Genomic DNA, 20,104 nt, shown 5'->3' with positions numbered 1-20,104 from the left:
TTGCTCGGGTCAATGTAGGGGGCGCTGCGCCCGCATGCAAAAATCTGCGTGAAATAGTTGTTGCAACGCCGTGGCCGCGAGCCGAAATTCGCCGTGATTTCCAGCAAGGAGGCCGCACCCCTGCCGTTTGACCTGCTCGCCGATCCCGCGGTCCTGCTCCCCTTCGTCCTCATCGGCTTTGCCGCGCAGCTCGTCGACGGCGCGCTGGGCATGGCGTTCGGCACCATCAGCACCACCCTGCTGGTCGCCTTCGGGGTGCCCCCGGCGGTCGCCTCGGCCGGGGTCCATGCGGTCGAGACCGCGACCACCGGCGTGTCGGGGTTGAGCCACCTCTATCACCGCAACATCGACCCGCGGCTGTTCTGGCGACTGCTGGTTCCCGGGCTGATCGGCGGCGTCGCGGGGGCCTATTTCCTCGCCGGCATCGATGCCGAGGTGGCGCGCCCGATGGTGCTGACCTATCTCGCGCTGCTCGGCCTCACGCTGTTCTGGAAGGGATTGTCGGGGCAGCGCCCGCAGCGCCAGCCCAAGGTGGTCGAACCGCTCGGGCTGGCGGGCGGGTTCCTCGACGCCGCCGGCGGCGGCGGCTGGGGGCCGGTGGTGACCTCCAACCTGCTCGTCCAGGGCAGCACCCCGCGCACCACCATCGGCACCGTCAACGCGGTCGAGTTCTTCCTCACCGTCGCCATCTCGATCGCCTTCATCAGCGAACTCGGCTGGGAGGTGATCACCACCGCGGTGATCGGGCTGCTGATCGGCGGGGTGGTAGCGGCCCCCTTCGGCGCGCTCGCCGCCAAGCGCTTTCGCGCCGACCACATCCTCCTCCTCGTCGGCACCATCCTCGTGGCGACGAGCGGTTACGGGCTCTTCCAGCTGCTCGCCTAGAGGGTGGCGTGGACCGTCGCCAGCGCCTTCATCACCGCCGCGATGCGCACCGCGGTCTGGATGTCGGCTTCCTTCACCTCATGCTTGAGCAGCACCTTCTCGTGGCTGTCGATGCACAGCCCGCAGCCGTTGATCGCGCTGACCGCGAGGCTGAACAGCTCGAACTCCTCCTTGGCCACGCCGTGGGTCGCGATCATGTTCATCCGCAGCTTAGCGGGCATAGCGGCGTAATTCTCGTTCCCCGCGAGGTGGGTGAAGCGATAATAGACATTGTTCATCGCCATCACCGCGGCCGCGCCGCGCGCCGCATCGGCCGTCTTCTCGTCGAGCTTGTCGGCGCAGTCGGCCTCGGCGGCCTCGACCAGCGGCTTGTAGCCGGTGCCGTGCGCGCAGGCGAGCAGCAGCCCATATTTGCGCGCCTCGCCCATCCCCTGCTCGGTCAGCAGCGAGGACAGGTTGAGCTTGAGATCCTTGGCATAGGCCGGCATCGCGCCGGCGAAGTCCTTGAGCGCGGACATGGCATGTCTCCTAGGCAGCGAATGTCAAAGAAAAGGGGGCGGAAGCGCCGGGACCAGGGGGTCAAGCGCTCCCGCCCCGCAGGCGACGGCTGCCGGGGGCGGACAGCCGTCTTTGTGCGTAGGGGCTTAGGCCGCCTGCGGCTTGAGGACCTCGTCGCCCTCGGTCCAGTTGCAGGGGCACAGCTCGTCGGTCTGCAGCGCATCGAGCACGCGCAGCGCCTCGGCCGGGTTGCGCCCGACGTTGAGCCCGTTGATCGTGACGTGCTGGATGATGTTGTCGGGATCGACGATGAAGGTGGCGCGATAGGCGACGCCCTCTTCCTCGTTGAGGATGCCGAGCGCGCGCGCCAGCTTCTGGTTGGCGTCGGCGATCCACGGGAAATCGGCCTTGGCCAGCTGCTCGTCCGAACGGCGCCACGCATAGTGGACATGGGTGGTGTCGGTCGAGGCGCCGATCAGCACCGCGTCACGATCGGCAAAGTCTTCGGCCAGCTCGCCATAGCCGACGATCTCGGTCGGGCAGACGAAGGTGAAGTCCTTCGGCCAGAAGAAGAGGACCTTCCACTTGCCATTGGTTTCACCGAGGTCGAGCGTCTCGTCGGCGGGCAGCTGGTCGGTACCCTGCTGGACGGGGACGGTGAGCGCGGGGAAGGTATCGCCAATGGTGAGCATAGTCGCAAATCTCCGGTTTTTCTGGTTGTGCTGAAGACCGCCCCCGGACGGGGGCGGGGTCGCTTCGAGGGCGGATATAGGAGGGATTGAACGCGCTTCAATCGCTTAATATCAATGAGTGTGATCGAATCAGTCGATTGAGGAACCCGTGGCCGTCCACCTCCCCACCATCAAGCAGCTGCAATATCTGATCGCGCTGCACGAGCATGGCCATTTCGGCCGCGCGGCCGAGCATTGCTATGTCACCCAATCGACGCTGTCGGCGGGGATCCGCGAGCTCGAGACGCTGCTCGACACGGTGCTGGTCGAGCGCACCCGCCGCGTCGTGCGCTTCACCCCGCTGGGCGAGAAGATCGCGCGCCAGGCGCGCGACGTGCTGCGCGAGACGCAGGCGCTCGCCGGGCTCGCGGCGGCCGAGGGGCAGCCGCTGTCGGGCGATCTCCGGCTCGGGGTGATCCCGACCATCGCCCCCTTCCTGCTGCCGCGCGTGCTGCCGCACCTTCGCGAGCGCTACCCCGACCTGCGCCTCTACCTGCGCGAGGAAACCAGCCAGGCGAGCTGCGAGGCGCTCCACCGCGGCCAGCTCGACTGCGTGCTGCTCGCGCTGCCCTTCCCCTGTGGCGACGTCGATCATGTCGAACTCGCGCGCGACCGCCTGTTCATCGCCTATCCCAAGGGCGAGGCGCCCGACATGAAGTCGATCCCGCCGCGGCTGATCGAGGAGGGGCGGCTCCTGATGCTCGAGGACGGGCACTGCCTCAAGGACCATGCGCTGGCCGCCTGCAACCGCCCCGAGATCCGCGCCTCGGCAGCGATGATGGCGACCAGCCTGCACACACTGGTCGAGCTCGTCGACAACGGGCTCGGGCTGACCTTCATCCCCGAGATGGCGCTTGCCGCCGGGATCATCGAGCATACCGCGATCGAGGCGCGCCCGCTCGAGAGCGAGCATGGGACCCGCACCATCGCGCTCGCGTGGCGCCGCAACAGCCCGCGCGCGGCCGAGTTCGAATTGCTGGGCGAGGCGCTTGGCGCGCTAGCCGGGGAGCTGGTCGAGCCCGAGTAGCCACATGTCGAGCCGCACCGCGCGGATCGGCGCGTCGGGCATGCGCGCGGCCAGCACGCTGCGGTGGCGCATGATCCATTGCAGGCAATCGGCGCGGCTGTCGAAGACGGGGAAGCGATCGCGGCTCGGGGCCATCGTGCGGCGATCGACGAGGTAGCGCGCGTGGCGGTGGCAGCCCGGCATCGCGCTCCAGTCGCGGCACGGCGCGCGCACGCACGGGACCCAGTGGCGGCGCCCCGTCTCGAGGCTCTCGACTTCGCTGCGATGCATCCCCCCTCCTCGTCGAAACAGGCGATGGTTGGCCCCATCAGGACCCAAATATCGGCAAATGTCAAAGGAGAAGGAGGCGCGCGGCGGCCTCAGTCCATGTGCCGGAGCCCGACCCGCAGATAGTCGTAGCCGGTCACCAGCGTCAGCAGCGCGGCGCCCCACAGGCACACCACCCCGACCTGGTGGATCCAATATTCGCTCGGGATCGCGCCGCCGAGGATCAGCGAGCCGAGCGCGACCATCTGCAGGGTGGTCTTCCACTTGGCGAGGCGGCTGACCGGGACCGAGACGTTGAGCGGGCCGAGGAATTCGCGCAGCCCCGACACGATGATCTCGCGCAACAGGATGACCAGCGCGGGGATGATGGTGAGCCCCGCGATCACCGGCTCGGGCTCGTCGGCGACCCGCCGCGTGGCGACCAGCATGATGATCACCGCGGCGACCATGATCTTGTCGGCGATCGGGTCGAGGAACTGGCCGAGGCGGCTGATCTGCCCCTGCGCGCGGGCGAGGTAGCCGTCGATATAGTCGGTCACCCCGACGACGCTGTAGAGCACGAAGGTGATGAGATAATCGAGCGGCCCCGGGTTCCACAGCAACCACACGAGGATCGGCACCGCGAAGATGCGAGACAGGGTGAGGAGGTTCGGAAGGGTCAGCATTGTTACGGCGCCGACCTTAGGCACGGCGCGGGGCAGCGGCAATTTCTTTTTGCGCTTTGCGCGCGGCTGCGCTTCAACCGGGAACCACGAACCATCGGCGCAGCGGGGACGATCGGACGATGAACAGCAGCCTGGCGCTCCTGGCGCGCCGCCGTTTCGCGCCGCTGTTCGCGGTCCAGTTCCTCGGCGCCTTCAACGACAACCTCTTCCGCACCTCGATGGTGCTGCTGGTGATCTTCGGCATCTATGACGACCCCACGCGCGAGGCCAGCCTCTCGGCGGTCGCGGGCGGGCTGTTCATCCTGCCCTTCATGCTCTTCTCGGCGATGGCGGGCAGCCTCGCCGACGCGCACGACAAGGCCAAGATGATCCGGCGCATCAAGACCGCCGAGGTGGCGATCATGCTGCTCGGCGCGACCGGCCTTCTCCTCCAGAGCGTCCCCCTGCTGCTCGCCACCCTTGCGGCAACGGGAATTCAGTCGGCCTTCTTCGGGCCGATCAAATATGCGCTGCTGCCCCAGCACCTGCGCGCGCACGAAGTGCTCGGCGGCACCGGGCTGGTGCAGGCGGGCACCTATGTCGCGATCCTCGGCGGCACCCTGCTCGGCGGCGCGCTGCTGACGCGCGCCGGGGACGGCGCGCTCGACGCGAGCCGCGCCGCCGCCGGGGTGCTCGTCCTTGCCGCCATCGGCCGGCTCGCCGCCGCGTTCGTCCCTCCCGCCCCGCCCCGCGCGGAGGCACAAGGGGCGCGGCCCGACTGGCACTTCTGGCGTGCCGCGCGGACGATCGTCACCGAGGTGATGACGCATGCCGAGGCGCGCCGCGCGATCTGGGCGATCAGCCTGTTCTGGGCGCTGGGGGCGGTCCTGCTCGCGCAGTTCCCGCCGCTGGTGAAGAATGCGCTCGGCGGTGATGAAGCGGTGGCCACCGCCTTCCTCGCCATCTTCTCGATCGGGGTCGCGCTCGGGAGCGTGGCGGTCAACCGGCTGCTCGGGGGCGCGGTCTCGGCGCGCTACGCCCCGCATGCGGCGCTCGGCATGGCGCTGTTCATCCTCGACCTCTACCGCCGGCTGCACGACTGGACGCCGACCCCGCAGCTGCTCGACCTCGCTGCCTTTCTCGCGCGCCCCGGCGGCGTCGGGGCCGCGCTCGACCTGTTCGGGCTGGCGCTGATGGGGGGTGCCTATGTCGTGCCGCTCTACGCCTTCCTCACCACCCGCATCCCGCCCGCGCTCACCGCGCGCGCGGTCGCGGTCAACAATATCGTCAACGCCGGGCTGATGGTGGCCGGCTCGCTCGCGCTGACCGTCACCATCCAGTCGGGCATCTCGATCGGCGACAGCCTGCTCGGGGTCGCCGCGGTGGCGCTGCTCGCCGCGCTGCTCGGGCGGCGGGTCGCGCTCAGGCGATGAACAGGCTGGTGAACAGGAACCCGGCCGCGAAGGTCAGCCCGAACAGCCGGACGTCCTCCTCGCGCACGCGCTGGCGTTCGCACAGCGCGGCGAAGGTCACGCGGTAGGCCGCGCGCAGGCTGCGCAGGAAATCCTCGAAGGCAAGGCGGCTCGTCGACTCCATGACGAAAACCCTAACGCGCGGTTTACCAAAAGTGCAAACCGAGCCTTAGCGATTGTCCCGCGCTGGGACTGCGCGCCGGTCAGGCGCGACGTTGCGCCGGGGGGAAGGCGGCCGCGCCGCTCTCCGCGCCGCGATCGGGCTCGCGATCGGGCCGAAGCAGTTGTTCGGCCTGTTCGGCGGTCATCGCCTTGCCGAAATACCAGCCCTGCCCCTTCTGGCACCCGATCTCCATCACCATTGCATGCGTCGTCGCGGTCTCGACCCCCTCGACCGTGACCGGGATCTCGAGCGCCTGCGCCAGCGTCGTCACCGCGCGCACGATGGCGCGGCTCTCGCGATCCTCGTGCAGGCTCGAGACGAAGCTGCGGTCGATCTTGATCATGTCGAAGGGCAGCGCGCGCAGGTGCGACAGGCTCGAGAAGCCGGTGCCGAAGTCGTCGAGCGCGATACGGATGCCTTGGTTCTTGAGGCTGGCGATGATCGCGCGCGCCATCTCGATGTCAGCGAACAGCGACGACTCGGTCACCTCGACCACGAGCCGCTCGGCGGGAAACCCCGTCTCGGTCAGCAGCCGCACCAGCTTTTGCGCCAGCCAGGCGTCGCCTAGTTGCGAGGGCGCGATGTTGATCGACAGGTCGACATCCTCGGGCCAGTCGCGGGCCCGCCGCATCGCGCCGCGAAAGACATGTTCGGTCAGCGGCCCGATCAGGTTGTGCTCCTCGGCGACCGGGATGAAGCGATCGGGGCCGATCATCCCGGCGAGCGGGTGGGCCCAGCGCGAGAGCACCTCGAAGCCGGTGACGCGCCCGCTCGCGAGATCGACCTGCGGCTCGAAATAGGCGAGGAACTGGCCCGCCTCGATGCCGGCGCGGATCCCCTGCTCGAGTTCGCTGTGCGCGATGAGGTCGCGCTCCATCCGGTCGTCGAACCAGACCGGCCGCGCGAGCCGTCCCACCTTGCCCTCGGCCAGCGCGATGTCGGCGCGGCGCAGGAGCGCGCGCGCGTCGAGTTCGCCGCGACGGGCGAGCGCGATGCCGACATGGGCACCGACCTGGATCATCTTGCGGTCGAGTTCGACCGGGCGGCTCGCGGTGTCGAGCATGGTCTGGGCGAGCGTCTCGATCCCCTCTTCGTCGAGGTCGGCGCCGGGGCGCGCGACGATGACCGCGAATTCGTCCCCCGCCACGCGCGCGGCGCTCACCGTGGGGTCGCGCAGCGCGCCGATCTGGGCCGCGATGTGGCGCAGCAGGTCATCGCCCAGATCGAAGCCGTAGCGCTCGTTGATCGCCTTGAAGCGGTTGAGTTGCAGCGAGATCACCGCGACATGCCCGACCGCCTCGTCGGCGTTGGCGCGCACGCCGATCTCGGAAAAGCCCTTGCGGTTGGCCAGCCCGGTCATGCCGTCGATCGAGGCCTGCTCGCGGGCGCGACGTTCGCTCTCCTCGCGCCGCTCCATCTCCTGCTGGACATCGACGAAATAGCGCCAGCCGAACAGGATCAGCGCGACGTTGAGCAGCAGCGTGACGGCGGTGACCCGAAGGTCGGCGGTGGCCCCCTGGAGCCCCGCGCTCAGGCGCACGAAGACATTCGCGCCGTTGACAAGGAACAGCGTGATCGCGCCGAGGAGGATCACCAGCGTCAGCCATTCGCGATGCCATCGCAAGCCAGCCGCCCGCCGCAGCGGCGCGAAGAGGTTGAGCCCACCCATAGGCCGCACCATCGCCGCAGAGTGGTTAAGATTTCGGTCAACAGGCCAACATGGTCGAGGCTGGCGCCGCCGCCCGGGCCGGCGCTGGTGCGGACGGCGGGACTTGAACCCGCACTCCCTCGCGGGAAGCCGATTTTAAGTCGGCAGCGTCTACCATTCCGCCACGTCCGCACGCAGCACGACGCCTAAAGGGAATTTTCGAATTCTCCAAGGCTTCGCCGAATTTCGTGGGCGGGGAAGCCTAATCGTTGTCGGCGCGCTGCGCGTTCAGGTTCAAGCGCTCGCGCATTTCCTTGCCGGGCTTGAAATAGGGCACGCGCTTGGCGGCGACATCGACCGGTTCGCCGGTGCGCGGGTTGCGCCCGGTCCGCGCGTCGCGCTGGCGGGTCGAGAAGGCGCCGAAGCCGCGCAGCTCGACGCGCCCGCCCTCGGCGAGTTGCTCGATGATGCTGTCGAACAGGCTGGCCACCACGCTCTCGACCTCGCGTTGCGTCAGGTCAGGAAAATCCTGGCAAAGCTTATGTACCAGTTCCGAACGGATCATGCGGCTTTCTTCCCCCATCAGGTCTCGTCCGCCCCCCGGCGGATCGGTCGCGCCAAGGATTGGGAAAAAAAACGGGGCGGTGCAAGCCCTTGCTCGCACCGCCCCGTCCTTTTTTTTCGACGCTCGTCGCGACGGACGCTTACTTGTCGTCCTTCTGCTTGAGCGCTTCGCCGAGGATGTCGCCGAGGCTGGCACCCGAGTCCGACGAACCGTACTGGGCGACCGCCTGCTTCTCTTCGGAGATCTGCAGCGCCTTGATCGAGAAGTTGGGCTTCTTCGACCGGTCGAAGCCGGTGACCATCGCGTCGAACTTCTGCCCGACCTGGAAGCGTTCCGGACGCTGCTCGTCGCGGTCGCGGCCGAGGTCCGAACGGCGGATGAAGCCGATCGCGCCATCGTCGCCGGCCTGCACTTCGAGGCCGCCGTCGCGCACGTCGAGGACGGTGACGGTGAGCGTCTCGCCCTTCTTCACGCCTTCGCCGCCGCCCACGGCCACGCCGCCGCGCTCGAGCTGCTTCATGCCGAGGCTGATGCGCTCCTTCTCGACGTCGACGTCGAGGACGACCGCCTTGACGGTCTCACCCTTGTGGTGGAGCTGCAGCGCTTCCTCGCCCGACACGCCCCAGGCGATGTCCGACATGTGGACCATGCCGTCGACGTCGCCCGGCAGGCCGATGAAGAGGCCGAATTCGGTGGCGTTCTTGACTTCGCCCTCGACCTCGGTGCCGACCGGGAACTTGTCCGCGAAGTCGTGCCACGGGTTCGACTGGGCCTGCTTAAGGCCGAGGCTGATGCGACGCTTTTCCTCGTCGACCTCGAGGATCTTGACTTCGACTTCCTGCGAGGTCGAGACGATCTTGCCCGGGTGGACGTTCTTCTTGGTCCAGCTCATTTCCGAGACGTGGACGAGGCCTTCGATGCCCGGCTCGAGCTCGACGAACGCACCATATTCGGTGATGTTGGTCACGCGGCCGGTGAAGTTGGCGTCGACCGGATACTTGGCGCTGGCGCCTTCCCACGGATCGGCTTCGAGCTGCTTCATGCCGAGGCTGATGCGCTGGGTCTCGCGGTTGATGCGGATGATCTGCACCTTGACCTTGTCACCGATGCCGAGAACCTCGCTCGGGTGACCGACGCGCTTGTAGCTGATGTCGGTGACGTGCAGCAGCCCGTCGATGCCGCCGAGGTCGACGAAGGCACCGTAGTCGGTGATGTTCTTGACGACGCCCTCGATGACCTGGCCTTCGGTCAGGCTCTGGATGAGGTCGCTGCGCTGTTCGGCGCGGGTTTCCTCGAGGATCGCGCGGCGCGACACAACGATGTTGCCGCGGCGACGGTCCATCTTGAGGATCTGGAACGGCTGGGGGATGTCCATCAGCGGGGTGACGTCGCGCACCGGGCGGATGTCGACCTGGCTGCCCGGAAGGAAGGCCACCGCACCGCCGAGGTCGACGGTGAAGCCGCCCTTCACGCGGCCGAAGATGTTGCCCTCGACGCGCTCGTCGGCCTCGAACTGCTTTTCCAGCTTGTCCCAGGCGGCTTCGCGGCGGGCGCGGTCGCGCGACAGCATCGCTTCGCCCTGCGCGTTCTCGACGCGGTCGACATAGACTTCGACCTCGTCGCCGACGCTGAGGTCGGCCTTCTGGCCGGGGGCGGCGAATTCGCGCAGGGGCACGCGGCCTTCACTCTTGAGGCCCACGTCGATGACGGCGAGATCGTTCTCGATGCCGGTCACCTTGCCGGTGACGACGCGGCCTTCGAAGCCTTCGTCCTCGCCACCGAGTTTTTCATTGAGGAGCGCGGCGAAATCGTCGCGCGTCGGGAAAGCCGTATCGGCCATAAAGTTCACTTCTTTCGTCTCTGGGTTTGCCGCCGAGCCTTCCACCACGGAAAGCTCTTCTCCTTCGCGGACTTGGACAAACCTGATCCCATCCTGCCCCGGGACCATCCCGCGGGCGGCATCCGGCGCGCTGGGCGAAAAGCGGGGGCTGCGACAGCAATTCAGCAACCGAAACGACCGGCAAGAAAGCCAAGTTCGTCCGTCACTTGATGCCGGAGACGGGCACCCCGCGAACCGACCGGCTCGCTGGACGGGCGCGCAATAGCGGCAAATCGCTAATTTCTCAAGCGTTTCCTCGCGCCGCCTCGACGCAGGCGATGGCGCGCTCGACCGCTTCCTCGATCCCCATGTCGCTGGTGTCGAGCCGGGTGGCGTCCGCGGCCATCACCAGCGGCGCATTGTCGCGCCCCGCATCGCGCGCGTCGCGGGCGCGGATGTCGGCGAGCACTTCCTCGAGATGCACCTTGATGCCGCGGCGTTCGATCTCGCGGAACCGCCGCTCGGCGCGCACCTCGGGGCTGGCGGTGACGAACAGTTTGGCGGTGGCATGCGGCGCGATGACGGTGCCGATGTCGCGCCCGTCGAGCACCGCGCCGCCACCCTGCCCCGCAAAGTCGCGCTGCCGTTTCAACAGCGCCTCGCGCACCCCGGGGTAGGCCGAGACGCGGCTGGCGATCTCGCCGATCACCTCGCTGCGCAATTCCTCGTCGGACAGGTCGATGGTCTCGAGTTCGTCGACAGCGCGGCGCGCCTCGAAGGCGTTGCCCGGATCGCCGCCAAAGCGGAACAGCGCGAGCGCCACTCCGCGATAGAGCATTCCGGTGTCGAGGTGCGGCAACGCGTAGTGGCGCGCGAGCGCGCGGGCGATCGTGCCCTTGCCACTGGCGGCGGGACCGTCGACGGCGATGAGGAGGCGCTCGGGGTCTTGCATCGTGTCAGGGCTTTGACAGCGCAGGTGCGCTATGGCAAGGCGCCGCCCGATGAACATCGTGGTCGGCGGTATCGTAACCCGGCCTTCGCACACATTAAGAGGAAGACAGATGGTCAAACCCGAATGGGGCACCAAGCGGACCTGCCCCAAATGCGGCACCCGCTTTTACGACCTCGGCAACGACGAGCCGGTCAGCTGCATCGAATGCGATGCCGAATGGATTCCCGAGCCCGTGCTCAAGTCCAAGCAGCCGCTGCCCTTCGACGATGACGAAAAGAAGAAGGACGATGACCTGGCGGGCGACGACCTCGACGATGTCGAGGACGATGACGCGGGCAGCGCCGACGACGATGTCGACCTCGACACCGGTGATGCCGACATCAAGGTCGCCAAGGACGACGACGGCGACGACGAAAATTAAGGCAAAAGCGTCGGCTTGAAATTTTGGGGTTGCATCGCTCCGCAAAACTTTTAAACGACGCCCACGCTCTGGGGCCGTAGCTCAGCTGGGAGAGCGCTACAATGGCATTGTAGAGGTCAGGGGTTCGATCCCCCTCGGCTCCACCATTTCCCTCCGGGGAGCGAAAAGAAGGCGTCGCGCCAGCGGCGCCTTTTTCGTTTGCGGCGCCGGCGCCGGCGGCGCCGGCCTCGCGCCGCGACCGGGTCGTCGGCGGCATCCGTGTCGGCACCCCGTTGCCCGGCCCTCGTGCCGATCGGACACGATCAGGCCGCGCCCCGCCCCCTCGGCCCGACAGACGGCAAAAGAAAGGGGCGGCTCCCGAAGGAACCGCCCCGATCCTGTCGCAACAATGTCGCTACAGCTTAGAGCTGGTTGGCAACGTTGTTGAAGGTCGAGCCGAGCTCGCTGCCGATCGAGGTCATCGCGGCAATCGCGGCCACGGCGATGAGGGCGGCGATCAGGCCGTATTCGATCGCGGTCGCACCCTTGTCGTTCTTCAGCATCTTGATGATCTTGGTCATGACTGGTCTCCAATTGGTTCCACAAATTCTTGGGGGGATGTCCCCCGCTGTCCGCCGACCGCGGGAAAATCCCGTGTCCGGTCCTTCCAAATAGCGCGAAATGGGTTGAGAAATTCTTAAGCCGCCCGGCAATTTCTTGTTAACCAAAGGGGGGCGTATTTGGCGAAAAACCGCCGGAAATTTCTAAAGACGTTCGAAAAAGTCTTCGATTTCCCGGGTGATAAGCCGCAACAGCTCGCGATTGTCCCCACGCTCGCCACCGCCGTCGCGCTCGCGCGCGGGCAGCCCGCGCCGCGGCCCGAACCGGGCGGGCAGGCGCGGCCCCTGCGTGCCGTCGACGCGCAGCGCGCCGCGCATGAAATCCTTGAAGATCGCCGCCGGCAGCGTGCCCCCCGACACGTTGCCGAGCGAGCGGTCGTCGTCATGCCCGACCCAAACCCCGACGACGAGGTTGCCCGCAAAGCCGATGAAGATGGCGTCGCGATTGTCCTGGCTGGTCCCGGTCTTGCCGAAGGTGGGGACGCGCAGCGCCGCGCGCCGCCCGGTGCCCTCGTTGGCTGCGGCGTACAGCAGCTCGAGCATCGGCACCCATTCGCGTTGCGGCGCGAGCGGGCGCGCGGCGCGCGATCCCGCTTCGGCGGCCAACCCGGTGACCCGCACCGGGGCCTGCCCGCTGGCGATCGCGGCATAGGCGGCGGTCATCTCGATGAGCGGCACCCCACCGGTGCCCAGCGCATAGCTCGGGCCGGCGGGGATCTCGGCGGTGATCCCGAGGTCGCGCGCGGCCCGGACCACCGCCTCGCGCCCCACCTCCTGCGCCAGGCGCACCGTCGCCGCGTTGGACGAGCGCGCGAAGGCCTCGCGCAGGGTGATCGCTCCGCGGTAGCGCCCGTCGGCGTTCTGCGGGCTCCAGCCATCGACCGTGATCGGCGCGTCGTCGATCAGGTCGTCGGGGCGCCAGCCCGCGCGCAGCGCGGCGAGATAGACCGGCAGCTTGAACGCGCTGCCCGGCTGGCGGCGCGCCTGCGTGGCGCGGTTGAACGGGCTTTTCTTGTACGAGCGTCCGCCGATCAGCGCGACCACCTCGCCGGTCGGGCGCATCGCCACCAGCCCCACCTGCCGATCCCCGAGATTGGCGTTGATCGTCGCCCGCACGGCGAGCCGCTGGAGGTCGGCGTCGAGCGTGGTCGGGACCCGCGTGATCCCATAGCCGGGGCGGATCGCGGCGCGCGCGCGCGGCGTGACCCAGTCGGCGAAATAGGTGCCGGTGGGCAGCCGCGCGCGCTGCCCGCGCAACCGCGCCGGGGGAGTGGCGCTCGCCTCGGCCGGCGCCAGCGAACCCATCTCGGCCATCGCCTGTAGGACAAGACGACTGCGCTCCTGCGCCCCGGCGAGGTCGCGGGTCGGTGCCAGCCGCGAGGGCGCCTTGACCATCCCCGCCAGCATCGCGCTCTCGGCCAGCGTTAGTTTCTCGGGGGCGCGGTCGAAATAGTGCCGCGCGGCGGCGCGCAGCCCGTAGACGCCGTCGCCGAAATAGATGCTCGAGAGATAGCGCGAGAGGATCTCGTCCTTGGTCAGCCAGCCCTCGAGCCAGAAGGCGATGACCGCCTCGCGCGCCTTGCGCGTGAGGGTCCGCTCGCCGTCGAGAAAGGCCGTCTTGGCGAGCTGCTGGGTGATCGTCGAGCCGCCCTGCCGCACCCCGCCCGCCTGCGCATTGGCGATCAGCGCGCGGCCGATGCCCCGCGGGTCGACCCCCCAATGCGCGTAGAAACGGCGATCCTCGATGGCGATGAAGGCGTTGGTGACATGCGCGGGCAGGCGGGTGACGTCGACCGGCTCGTCCTTGATCGCGCCGCGCCGCGCGATCGCCTCGCCCTCGGCCGAGACGAACAGGATCGCCGGTTCCTCGAGCGGCTCGAGGCTGCGCCCGAGCGGGGCGGTGACCACCAGCCACAGCACCAGCGCCACCAGCAGCGCGGCGAAGGCGGTGAACCCCCAGCGCAGCCAGCGACGGCGGCGGCGTGGCGGCCGTTCCCCCGCGTCGGGCGCGCCCGGGCCGGTGCCCTCGCCTTCGCCCCCGGGCATATCGGCGGGCGCCGGATCGAATGCGTGCGGATCGCGTTCGCCCATCAACTTCTCGACCTTGTCCGGAACATCCCGGTGTCTTATACGGACAGGACACTCTTGTCCATGCCTGCCGCGGCTTGCCGCCCCGGGACTGGAAGCGCCATAGGAACGCGATGACTGCCCCCCGCCCCGCCCCCCGCCGATCGCTTGCCCCGCTCCTCGCCGCCGCGGCGCTCGGCTGCCTCGCGATCGGCTGCGCGCGCGAACCCGACCGCGAGGTGCGGATCGCCGCGATCGACGAGATGACCAGCGCGCAACTGCTCGACGCCGCGCTGGCGCAGGGGCTGGTGCGCTTCGACGCGGCGGGCGAGATCGAACAGGGGCTCGCCACCAGCTGGCACGTCAGCGACGATGGGTTGAGCTACATCTTCCGGCTCGACGACAGCCGCTGGCCGGGGGACGAACCGGTCACCGCGCCCGATGTCGCGCGGCTCCTCGAAGAGCGCTTCGCCGACCCACGCTGGGCCGACGAGTTCGGCGCCGTGGAAGACGTGCGCGCGATGACCGACAAGGTCATCGAGATCCGCCTCGCCGCGCCGCAGCGCCACTTCCTCCAACTGCTCGCGCGGCCCGAGCTGGCGATCGAGGATGCGCGCGGCGGCACCGGCCCCTTCTCCCTCCTCCCCGTCGGCGAGGGCGAACCGCCGCTGGTCGGGCGCGTGGTCGAGGACGCGCGCGGTGAGCTGGCGGAGGAACGCGTGCGGATCACGACGCTCCCGGTGGCAGAGGCGATTGCCCGGTTCGGCGCGGGCGAGGTCGACCTCGTGACCGGGGGCACCTTCGCCGACGTGCCGCTCGCGCTCGCCGCCTCCAACCCGTTCGGCGCGCCGCGCTTCGATCCCGTCGCCGGGCTGTTCGGGCTGGTGCCGACGCGCGAAGCGGGGCCGCTCGCCACCCCCCAGCAGCGCCGCGCGCTGTCCGCCGCGATCGACCGCGACGCGCTGATCGCCGCGCTCGGGGTGCGCAGCCTCCTGCCCCGCGCCACGGTGCTCCAGGCGGGCACCGACACCGACGTGCGCCCGATCCCGCCCGATTACGTCGACCAGCCGATGGACGAGCGACGTGCCGAGTCGCGCGCCGCGATCGAGGCCGCCGGGCTCGCCGGGACGCGGATCGCCATCGCGCTGCCCCAGGGGCCCGGCGCCGACATCCTGTTCACCCGGCTCGCCGCCGACTGGGGCGCGATCGGGCTCGAGCCGACCCGTGTCACGCACGCCGCCGAGGCCGACCTGCAGCTGCTCGACGAGGTCGCGCCCGCGACCCATACGGGGTGGTTCCTGCGCCGTTTCACCTGCGCGCGGGTCACAGTGTGCGACCCGGCGACCGACGAGCTGCTCGATCGCGCGCGTGCGAGCGCCGATCCGGACCGTCGCGACGAACTGCTGCGCGAGGCGGCGGATCGGATCGAGGCGGCGCAGCTGTTCCTGCCGCTGGCCGCACCGGTACGCTGGTCGCTGGTCGCGCCCACTCTCGAAGGGTTCGCCGAAAATCGCTTCGCGCGCCATTTCGTCGGTGGCCTGCGCAGCCAGAGGAGACGTTGATGCCCGACCGCATGCAGGACCTGTACGATCGCGCCCGCCTGTCGAAGGCTCCGCAGGATGTCCGCGCCCGGGTCGAACGGCTCGAGCATCTGCTCGAGCGCCTGTTCACTGTGCCCGGGATCGACAAGCCGATCGGGCTCGACGCCCTCCTCAGCCTCGTGCCCGGCGTCGGCACCATCTCGGGCGCCGCGCTGGGCACCTATCTGGTGTGGGAAGCGCGCAACCTCGGGCTGTCGCGGTGGCAGCTGGCACGCATGAACCTCAACACGCTGGTCGACATGGCGCTCGGGGCCATCCCGGTCATCGGGGTGATCCCCGATTTCTTCTTCCGCTCGAACAGCCGCAATCTCAGAATCATCCGCCGGCATCTCGACAAGCATCACCCGGCGCGGCCCGATTTCGGCTAGCCGTAACGCCTCCGCAATCGAAGGAACCAAGCGCCCCTGCCCGCTTTGATCGAGCAAGAGTTCGATTTGTAAAAGGCTATGATTATGAAGACGCTAGCGCTCTCGCTGGCGGTCGCCGCGCTCGCCACCACGAGCCCCGTTCTCGCCAGCACCAACAACAGCAACAGCAACGATGGTGCCCCGGTCGCGACCGGCAGCCTTGCCGCTTTCTCGTTCGACGCCGCCAGTCCCGAACGGATCTTCAGCTACGACGGCATCGAATATGAATATTCGAAGGCCGATGTCACGCTTCGCGGCGATGTCGCGGGCGGGACCAACACGCTCGAAGGCTATGCCGCGCGCGCCGAGGCCGCCAAGCAGGCCGAAGCCGCCTATCGCGACATGCAGGAAAAATTCGGCGTCGACGCGATCGCCCCCAACCGCTTCAAATGGGACGCCAAAGGGGCGAGCGGTGAACCGCGGGTCGTCATTTCCCTCTCGCGCCAGCTCGCCTTCGTCTATCTCGGCGACACGCTCGTTGGCGCCGCCTCGGTGACCACCGCGCGCGACAACAAGCTGACCCCGCAGGGCATCTTCCCCGTCTGGCTCAAGAAGCCGATGCATTATTCGAAGGCCTATGAGAACACGCCGATGCCCTACACCCAGTTCATCGACGAGCATGGCATCGCGCTCCACGCTGGCCCCAACCCGGGCTATCCCGCCAGCGCCGGTTGCGTGCGCCTGCCCTCGCAGTTCGCCAAGAACCTCTATGCGCTCACCAGCCTCGGCACGACCGTGATGATCGGTGCGTAGCACGCTCGCAACGCTCGCCGCGCTCTTCACCCTCGGCTGCGGGAGCGATGCGCGCGTGCCCGAGGCCAGCGCGACCATCGAGGCCTCCGAACTCGAGCGGCAGGTGGATGCCGGCATCGTGCCCGGCATGACGATCAACGCGGACGGCAGCGGGACGCTGCTCCACGCCCCGCCCTGGACCTATATGGCCGGATCGGCCGACAAGGGCAGCCGCGACCCCGACCCGTCCGCCCCGCTCGTGCCGCCGGACCTCGAGCCGCGCTTTCTCGCGCTCGCCCGCTACGTGCCGCCCCCGCCCCCGCCGCCGCCGCCGGGAACGCCCCCACCCACGCTCGCACCGCGAACGCTCGAAGTGCCGCCTATGACCTACGGCAAACTGAAACTCGTCAACGGCTGTCTCGAAGTGCATCCCGTCGGCGCTGCGGCGCGGCCCTATCTCCTGCCCCCCGACATGCGCTTGTTTCGCGACGCCGAGGGCTATCTGGCGTTGGGCCAGCCCGACTGGCCCGCCAACCGCAATATCCGTATCGGCGAAATGGGCTATTGGATGGGGAGCGGCATGATCGTCGAGGAGGCCGACCTCCCCGCCGCGCTACGCAAAAAATGCCATGCCCGTTCGGCGCTTTACGTCCAGCCCCGAAGCCGCGCCGCCACCGAGGCGGCGAGCCGCGAGCAAGCCGCTCTCCGCCTGGCCAAGACCTATGGCGTCAGTGTCGAGCGCGCGAGCGCCTATCTCGACGCCTGCCGCAAGCGGACCGACCCCGTCAAAGGTATCGAGCGCCTGCGCATCGCGCCTCCCTGCGGCGCGCCCTCCCCGCCCCCGCCCGTCGAGGACGAAGCCGACTGTCCCGAGGGCACGCGGCTCGTTGCATTCACCTGTCGCACCCCCGAGGGGTATCTGCGCCCGCTGCCCGCGGGACTGGCGGGCTAGCGCATCTGCGGCTTGCCGACGTCGCCCTGCCCAACGGTGCGCCCGGCCATGTCGAGCATGCGATCGAGGGGCTTGCGCGCCGCGTCCATCAACTCGTCCGACAGCTCGATCCGCGGCTCGAGGTCGCGCAGCGCGACATAGAGCTTCTCGAGCGTGTTGAGCGCCATATAGGGGCACATGTTGCAGTTGCAGTTGCCGTCGCCGCCGGGCACGCCGATGAAGGTCGTCTGCGGGCGCGCCTTTTCCATCTGGTGGATGATATGCGGCTCGGTCGCGACCAGCACCGTCTCGGCCTCGGTTTCCGAACAGAATTTGAGGATCGAGCTGGTCGAGCCGACATGATCGGCATGCTCGACGATATGCGGCGGGCATTCGGGGTGCGCCGCCACCGGCGCGCCCGGATGCTCGGCCTTGAGCTTGAGCAATTCGGTTTCCGAAAACGCCTGGTGGACGATGCAGATGCCTGGCCACAGCAGCATGTCGCGTCCCGACTTGCGCGCGAGATAGCCGCCGAGGTGGCGATCGGGGGCGAAAATGATCTTCTGGTCCTCGGGGATCTGGTCGAGGATGACCTGCGCCGACGAGGAGGTGACGATGATGTCGCTCAGCGCCTTCACCTCGGCCGAGCAGTTGATGTAGGTCAGCGCGATATGGTCGGGATGCGCCTCGCGAAACGCCTTGAACTGGTCGGGCGGGCAGCTGTCCTCGAGGCTGCAGCCGGCGTCCATGTCGGGCAGGATCACTGTCTTTTCGGGGCTCAGGATCTTGGCGGTCTCGGCCATGAAGCGCACCCCGCAAAAGGCGATCACCTCGGCATCGGTCGCCGCCGCCTTGCGCGACAGGTCGAGGCTGTCGCCGACGAAATCGGCGAGGTCCTGGATCTCGGGCTTCTGGTAATAATGTGCGAGGATGACCGCGTTGCGCTCTTTCTTGAGGCGGTTGATCTCGGCAAGCAGCTCGTCGCCCTGCGGCGGACGCTGGGGGGCACTCATGGTTCTTCTCCTTGGGCGGCGCGGCGCTGGCGCGCGGCCGCGATGGCATCTTCATAGCTGGTAGAGACGTCGACCTGCTCCGTCGAGGGGGAAGGGTCGCTCGCGAAGCGCGCGACCACGCGTACCGAATCGAGCCCGGCCACGCGCAGCGGCAGCGCGAAATTGGCTTCCACCGCGTCGCGCGCCGCCTCGCGCGCGAGCCCCATCGGCACGCGCCCCCCCGCCTGCTTGCGCAGGTCGGCAAGCGCGGCCCGGCGGTTGGCCCGGGTCAGCACCGCCTCGCTGTCGGTCAGCGCGGCGAGCAGCCCGTCCTCGCCATATTCGCGCGCGCCGTCGAGATCGACCTCGGGGCCCGCCACCTCGAGCTCGGGCAGGGTCACGGTCAGCGTGCGGCTCGCCGCGTCCCACGCCAGGTCCTCCGCCTCGAGCGCGGCGAGGTCGAGCTCGTAGCGCGCGGTCCCGGGCAGGATCAGCGTCCGTTCGGCGCTGGCGAGCCCGGCGAGCCGGCGCTGGCGCGAGGTCACCACCGAAACGAAGCGCGCGCTGAAGGGCACCAGCCGGTTCTGGGCCTGCAGCGATTGGAGGCTGGTGGCGACCACCGTCTCGGGGTCGGGGCCCTTGGCGGAGCGGTCGAGGAGCGCGAGCGCGAGCAGGAACACCGCCAGCGCCACCGCTACGGCGAGCGCCGCGATGACCAGCGGCCGGGCTAGGCCGGGTCCTCTTGCTGACGTGCGATCCATCGTCCCTCCACCTCTTCAACGCTTCCCCGACGGGCAAGTTCGATCAGATGCGCGCGCACCGTGCCCCCGGCCGCCGCGACGAGCCGTTCGTCGAGCCCCGGATAGCAGGCGGCGACGATTCCGGGGACGTCGTCGGCGCCCGCCGCGACCGCCTTGTAAATCTGCTTCTCGCGCGAGAGGCGGTGGCCGATGAGATGCCGCACGAGCCGGTGCGGCCGATCGATCTCGGGACCGTGCGCGGGATAATAGACCTCGTCCTCCTCGCGCCCGCGCAGCTTGTCGAGGCTGCGCAGGTAGGCGCCCATGTCGCCATCGGGGGGCACGATCACGCTGGTCGACCAGCCCATCACATGGTCGCCCGTCATCAGCCCGCCGCGATAGGCGAAGCACAAATGGTTGGACGTATGCCCCGGGGTGGCGACCGCGACCATCTCGTGCCCGTCGACCACCAGCGCATCGCCGTCGCCGAGCACCCGGTCGGGGGCATAGTCCGCATCGAAGCTGGCATCGGCACGCGGGCCGTCGTCGTCGAGGCACAGCGGCGCGCAACCGATGATCGGCGCGCCGGTCGCCGCCTTGAGCGGGCGCGAGGCGGGGGAATGGTCGCGGTGGGTATGCGTGCAGGCGATCGCCCGCACCGCGCGCCGACCGATCGCGGCGAGGATCGCCTCGACATGCGCCTCGAGTGCGGGGCCGGGATCGACCACCACCACCTCGGCCGCATCGCCGAGCAAGTAGGTCTGGGTTCCGGTGTAGGTGTAGGGCGAGGGATTGCGCGCCAGCAGCCGCCCGATCCCGGGACGGAGCGTTTCGAGGCGGGCATAGGGTGCTTCCACGCGCTCGTTCCTGCCATGTCGCATGCCGCGCGCCAAGCGCGGCCGACGCCGGGGGCACAAAAAAGACGGCCCGGGGTCGATACCCG

Annotated in this window: 22 protein-coding genes and 2 tRNA genes; 9 read left to right on the top strand and 15 right to left on the bottom strand. The window is 68.8% G+C overall.

Annotated features, from left to right (window positions below):
- Positions 1–93 precede the first annotated feature (93 nt).
- On the top strand, positions 94–885 hold the full coding sequence (locus L8951_RS08545; RefSeq protein ID WP_244382575.1) for a sulfite exporter TauE/SafE family protein: 792 nt from the start codon (positions 94–96) through the stop codon (positions 883–885).
- Here the strand turns inward: L8951_RS08545 and L8951_RS08540 are convergent.
- Positions 882–1,403, bottom strand: a complete 522-nt coding sequence (locus tag L8951_RS08540) for a carboxymuconolactone decarboxylase family protein (RefSeq protein WP_244382573.1) — start codon at positions 1,401–1,403, stop codon at positions 882–884. The two genes, L8951_RS08545 and L8951_RS08540, sit on opposite strands and share 4 nt — an antisense overlap.
- A gap of 126 nt (positions 1,404–1,529) precedes the next feature.
- A complete protein-coding gene (locus L8951_RS08535; protein ID WP_244382572.1) occupies positions 1,530–2,075 on the bottom strand; it encodes a peroxiredoxin in 546 nt (181 codons plus the stop codon).
- A 148-nt stretch (positions 2,076–2,223) separates the two neighbouring features.
- Here L8951_RS08535 and L8951_RS08530 point away from each other — a divergent pair, with 148 nt between their 5' ends.
- Complete coding sequence (locus L8951_RS08530; RefSeq protein ID WP_244382570.1) at positions 2,224–3,141, top strand: hydrogen peroxide-inducible genes activator; 918 nt, start codon at positions 2,224–2,226, stop codon at positions 3,139–3,141.
- Here the strand turns inward: L8951_RS08530 and L8951_RS08525 are convergent.
- Together L8951_RS08525 and pgsA are read right to left on the bottom strand one after the other, a co-directional pair.
- Positions 3,112–3,411 carry a hypothetical protein gene (locus L8951_RS08525; RefSeq protein ID WP_244382569.1) on the bottom strand — a complete coding sequence of 100 codons (300 nt, stop codon included), beginning with the start codon at positions 3,409–3,411 and terminating at the stop codon, positions 3,112–3,114. The genes L8951_RS08530 and L8951_RS08525 overlap by 30 nt on opposite strands.
- Before the next feature lie 89 nt (positions 3,412–3,500).
- A complete protein-coding gene (gene pgsA / locus L8951_RS08520; protein WP_244382568.1) occupies positions 3,501–4,073 on the bottom strand; it encodes a CDP-diacylglycerol--glycerol-3-phosphate 3-phosphatidyltransferase in 573 nt (190 codons plus the stop codon).
- A 119-nt stretch (positions 4,074–4,192) separates the two neighbouring features.
- Here pgsA and L8951_RS08515 point away from each other — a divergent pair, with 119 nt between their 5' ends.
- On the top strand, positions 4,193–5,485 hold the full coding sequence (locus L8951_RS08515; RefSeq protein ID WP_244382566.1) for an MFS transporter: 1,293 nt from the start codon (positions 4,193–4,195) through the stop codon (positions 5,483–5,485).
- Here the strand turns inward: L8951_RS08515 and L8951_RS08510 are convergent.
- From L8951_RS08510 to cmk, 6 genes are all read right to left on the bottom strand, one after another.
- The gene (locus L8951_RS08510; RefSeq protein ID WP_244382564.1) at positions 5,475–5,648 is read right to left on the bottom strand and encodes a hypothetical protein; all 174 of its coding nucleotides are present in this window, start codon (positions 5,646–5,648) and stop codon (positions 5,475–5,477) included. The genes L8951_RS08515 and L8951_RS08510 overlap by 11 nt on opposite strands.
- 79 nt (positions 5,649–5,727) lie before the next feature.
- Complete coding sequence (locus L8951_RS08505) at positions 5,728–7,311, bottom strand: putative bifunctional diguanylate cyclase/phosphodiesterase (protein ID WP_244382562.1); 1,584 nt, start codon at positions 7,309–7,311, stop codon at positions 5,728–5,730.
- Between the two features lie 130 nt (positions 7,312–7,441).
- Positions 7,442–7,527, bottom strand: a tRNA-Leu gene (locus L8951_RS08500).
- Positions 7,528–7,597: 70 nt separating this feature from the next.
- Positions 7,598–7,900 carry an integration host factor subunit beta gene (locus tag L8951_RS08495; RefSeq protein WP_244382561.1) on the bottom strand — a complete coding sequence of 101 codons (303 nt, stop codon included), beginning with the start codon at positions 7,898–7,900 and terminating at the stop codon, positions 7,598–7,600.
- A 139-nt stretch (positions 7,901–8,039) separates the two neighbouring features.
- On the bottom strand, positions 8,040–9,740 hold the full coding sequence (rpsA, locus tag L8951_RS08490; RefSeq protein ID WP_244382560.1) for a 30S ribosomal protein S1: 1,701 nt from the start codon (positions 9,738–9,740) through the stop codon (positions 8,040–8,042).
- A 283-nt stretch (positions 9,741–10,023) separates the two neighbouring features.
- Positions 10,024–10,671 carry a (d)CMP kinase gene (cmk, locus tag L8951_RS08485; protein ID WP_244382559.1) on the bottom strand — a complete coding sequence of 216 codons (648 nt, stop codon included), beginning with the start codon at positions 10,669–10,671 and terminating at the stop codon, positions 10,024–10,026.
- A 109-nt stretch (positions 10,672–10,780) separates the two neighbouring features.
- Between cmk and L8951_RS08480 the strand changes: the two genes are divergently transcribed.
- Together L8951_RS08480 and L8951_RS08475 are read left to right on the top strand one after the other, a co-directional pair.
- Complete coding sequence (locus L8951_RS08480; protein WP_244382557.1) at positions 10,781–11,092, top strand: FYDLN acid domain-containing protein; 312 nt, start codon at positions 10,781–10,783, stop codon at positions 11,090–11,092.
- A 70-nt stretch (positions 11,093–11,162) separates the two neighbouring features.
- Positions 11,163–11,238 (top strand) — tRNA-Ala (locus L8951_RS08475).
- Positions 11,239–11,493: 255 nt separating this feature from the next.
- Here L8951_RS08475 and L8951_RS08470 read toward each other — a convergent pair.
- Both L8951_RS08470 and L8951_RS08465 read right to left on the bottom strand, forming a co-directional pair.
- On the bottom strand, positions 11,494–11,652 hold the full coding sequence (locus tag L8951_RS08470; protein WP_244382556.1) for a Flp family type IVb pilin: 159 nt from the start codon (positions 11,650–11,652) through the stop codon (positions 11,494–11,496).
- A gap of 183 nt (positions 11,653–11,835) precedes the next feature.
- Positions 11,836–13,782 carry a transglycosylase domain-containing protein gene (locus tag L8951_RS08465; protein ID WP_244382555.1) on the bottom strand — a complete coding sequence of 649 codons (1,947 nt, stop codon included), beginning with the start codon at positions 13,780–13,782 and terminating at the stop codon, positions 11,836–11,838.
- Positions 13,783–13,892: 110 nt separating this feature from the next.
- On the opposite strand from L8951_RS08465, the gene L8951_RS08460 reads away from it, so the two are divergent.
- The 4 genes from L8951_RS08460 to L8951_RS08445 all read left to right on the top strand — a co-directional run bounded on the left by L8951_RS08460 (position 13,893) and on the right by L8951_RS08445 (position 17,450).
- On the top strand, positions 13,893–15,320 hold the full coding sequence (locus tag L8951_RS08460; protein WP_244382554.1) for an ABC transporter substrate-binding protein: 1,428 nt from the start codon (positions 13,893–13,895) through the stop codon (positions 15,318–15,320).
- Positions 15,320–15,727, top strand: a complete 408-nt coding sequence (locus tag L8951_RS08455; RefSeq protein ID WP_244382553.1) for a DUF4112 domain-containing protein — start codon at positions 15,320–15,322, stop codon at positions 15,725–15,727. The genes L8951_RS08460 and L8951_RS08455 overlap by 1 nt, the downstream gene beginning before the upstream one ends.
- An 84-nt stretch (positions 15,728–15,811) precedes the next feature.
- The gene (locus L8951_RS08450) at positions 15,812–16,519 is read left to right on the top strand and encodes a L,D-transpeptidase family protein (protein ID WP_244382551.1); all 708 of its coding nucleotides are present in this window, start codon (positions 15,812–15,814) and stop codon (positions 16,517–16,519) included.
- Positions 16,512–17,450: a hypothetical protein gene (locus tag L8951_RS08445; protein ID WP_244382549.1), complete on the top strand. Its 939-nt coding sequence runs from the start codon at positions 16,512–16,514 to the stop codon at positions 17,448–17,450. Before L8951_RS08450 ends, L8951_RS08445 begins: the two co-directional genes overlap by 8 nt.
- On the opposite strand, the gene nadA is transcribed toward L8951_RS08445, so the two are convergent.
- From nadA to L8951_RS08430, 3 genes are read right to left on the bottom strand one after another with little or no spacing between them, the layout of a single operon-like run.
- Positions 17,447–18,442 (bottom strand): quinolinate synthase NadA, encoded by a 996-nt coding sequence (nadA, locus tag L8951_RS08440; RefSeq protein WP_244382548.1) that lies wholly within the window; start codon positions 18,440–18,442, stop codon positions 17,447–17,449. The two genes, L8951_RS08445 and nadA, sit on opposite strands and share 4 nt — an antisense overlap.
- The gene (locus tag L8951_RS08435) at positions 18,439–19,182 is read right to left on the bottom strand and encodes a DUF4230 domain-containing protein (RefSeq protein ID WP_244382547.1); all 744 of its coding nucleotides are present in this window, start codon (positions 19,180–19,182) and stop codon (positions 18,439–18,441) included. Before L8951_RS08435 ends, nadA begins: the two co-directional genes overlap by 4 nt.
- On the bottom strand, positions 19,149–20,042 hold the full coding sequence (locus L8951_RS08430) for an MBL fold metallo-hydrolase (RefSeq protein ID WP_244382546.1): 894 nt from the start codon (positions 20,040–20,042) through the stop codon (positions 19,149–19,151). The genes L8951_RS08435 and L8951_RS08430 overlap by 34 nt, the downstream gene beginning before the upstream one ends.
- Between the last annotated feature and the right edge of the window lie 62 nt (positions 20,043–20,104).

It is taken from the genome of Sphingomicrobium astaxanthinifaciens (assembly GCF_022865105.1).
Taxonomy (GTDB): domain Bacteria; phylum Pseudomonadota; class Alphaproteobacteria; order Sphingomonadales; family Sphingomonadaceae; genus Sphingomicrobium; species Sphingomicrobium astaxanthinifaciens.
Note: the sequence above shows the minus strand (reverse complement) of the source record. Positions and strands in the feature narration are given on the sequence as shown.

What these genes read in the sequence shown, in the direction of transcription:
- rpsA (WP_244382560.1), bottom strand. Translation starts at nt 9,740, where the DNA reads ATGGCCGATACGGCTTTCCCGACGCGCGACGATTTCGCCGCGCTCCTC.
- L8951_RS08525 (WP_244382569.1), bottom strand. Translation starts at nt 3,411, where the DNA reads ATGCATCGCAGCGAAGTCGAGAGCCTCGAGACGGGGCGCCGCCACTGG.
- L8951_RS08460 (WP_244382554.1), top strand. Translation starts at nt 13,893, where the DNA reads ATGACTGCCCCCCGCCCCGCCCCCCGCCGATCGCTTGCCCCGCTCCTC.
- L8951_RS08435 (WP_244382547.1), bottom strand. Translation starts at nt 19,182, where the DNA reads ATGGATCGCACGTCAGCAAGAGGACCCGGCCTAGCCCGGCCGCTGGTC.
- L8951_RS08535 (WP_244382572.1), bottom strand. Translation starts at nt 2,075, where the DNA reads ATGCTCACCATTGGCGATACCTTCCCCGCGCTCACCGTCCCCGTCCAG.
- L8951_RS08470 (WP_244382556.1), bottom strand. Translation starts at nt 11,652, where the DNA reads ATGACCAAGATCATCAAGATGCTGAAGAACGACAAGGGTGCGACCGCG.
- L8951_RS08515 (WP_244382566.1), top strand. Translation starts at nt 4,193, where the DNA reads ATGAACAGCAGCCTGGCGCTCCTGGCGCGCCGCCGTTTCGCGCCGCTG.
- L8951_RS08430 (WP_244382546.1), bottom strand. Translation starts at nt 20,042, where the DNA reads ATGCGACATGGCAGGAACGAGCGCGTGGAAGCACCCTATGCCCGCCTC.
- nadA (WP_244382548.1), bottom strand. Translation starts at nt 18,442, where the DNA reads ATGAGTGCCCCCCAGCGTCCGCCGCAGGGCGACGAGCTGCTTGCCGAG.
- pgsA (WP_244382568.1), bottom strand. Translation starts at nt 4,073, where the DNA reads ATGCTGACCCTTCCGAACCTCCTCACCCTGTCTCGCATCTTCGCGGTG.
- L8951_RS08465 (WP_244382555.1), bottom strand. Translation starts at nt 13,782, where the DNA reads ATGGGCGAACGCGATCCGCACGCATTCGATCCGGCGCCCGCCGATATG.
- L8951_RS08455 (WP_244382553.1), top strand. Translation starts at nt 15,320, where the DNA reads ATGCCCGACCGCATGCAGGACCTGTACGATCGCGCCCGCCTGTCGAAG.
- cmk (WP_244382559.1), bottom strand. Translation starts at nt 10,671, where the DNA reads ATGCAAGACCCCGAGCGCCTCCTCATCGCCGTCGACGGTCCCGCCGCC.
- L8951_RS08540 (WP_244382573.1), bottom strand. Translation starts at nt 1,403, where the DNA reads ATGTCCGCGCTCAAGGACTTCGCCGGCGCGATGCCGGCCTATGCCAAG.
- L8951_RS08480 (WP_244382557.1), top strand. Translation starts at nt 10,781, where the DNA reads ATGGTCAAACCCGAATGGGGCACCAAGCGGACCTGCCCCAAATGCGGC.
- L8951_RS08495 (WP_244382561.1), bottom strand. Translation starts at nt 7,900, where the DNA reads ATGATCCGTTCGGAACTGGTACATAAGCTTTGCCAGGATTTTCCTGAC.
- L8951_RS08450 (WP_244382551.1), top strand. Translation starts at nt 15,812, where the DNA reads ATGAAGACGCTAGCGCTCTCGCTGGCGGTCGCCGCGCTCGCCACCACG.
- L8951_RS08510 (WP_244382564.1), bottom strand. Translation starts at nt 5,648, where the DNA reads ATGGAGTCGACGAGCCGCCTTGCCTTCGAGGATTTCCTGCGCAGCCTG.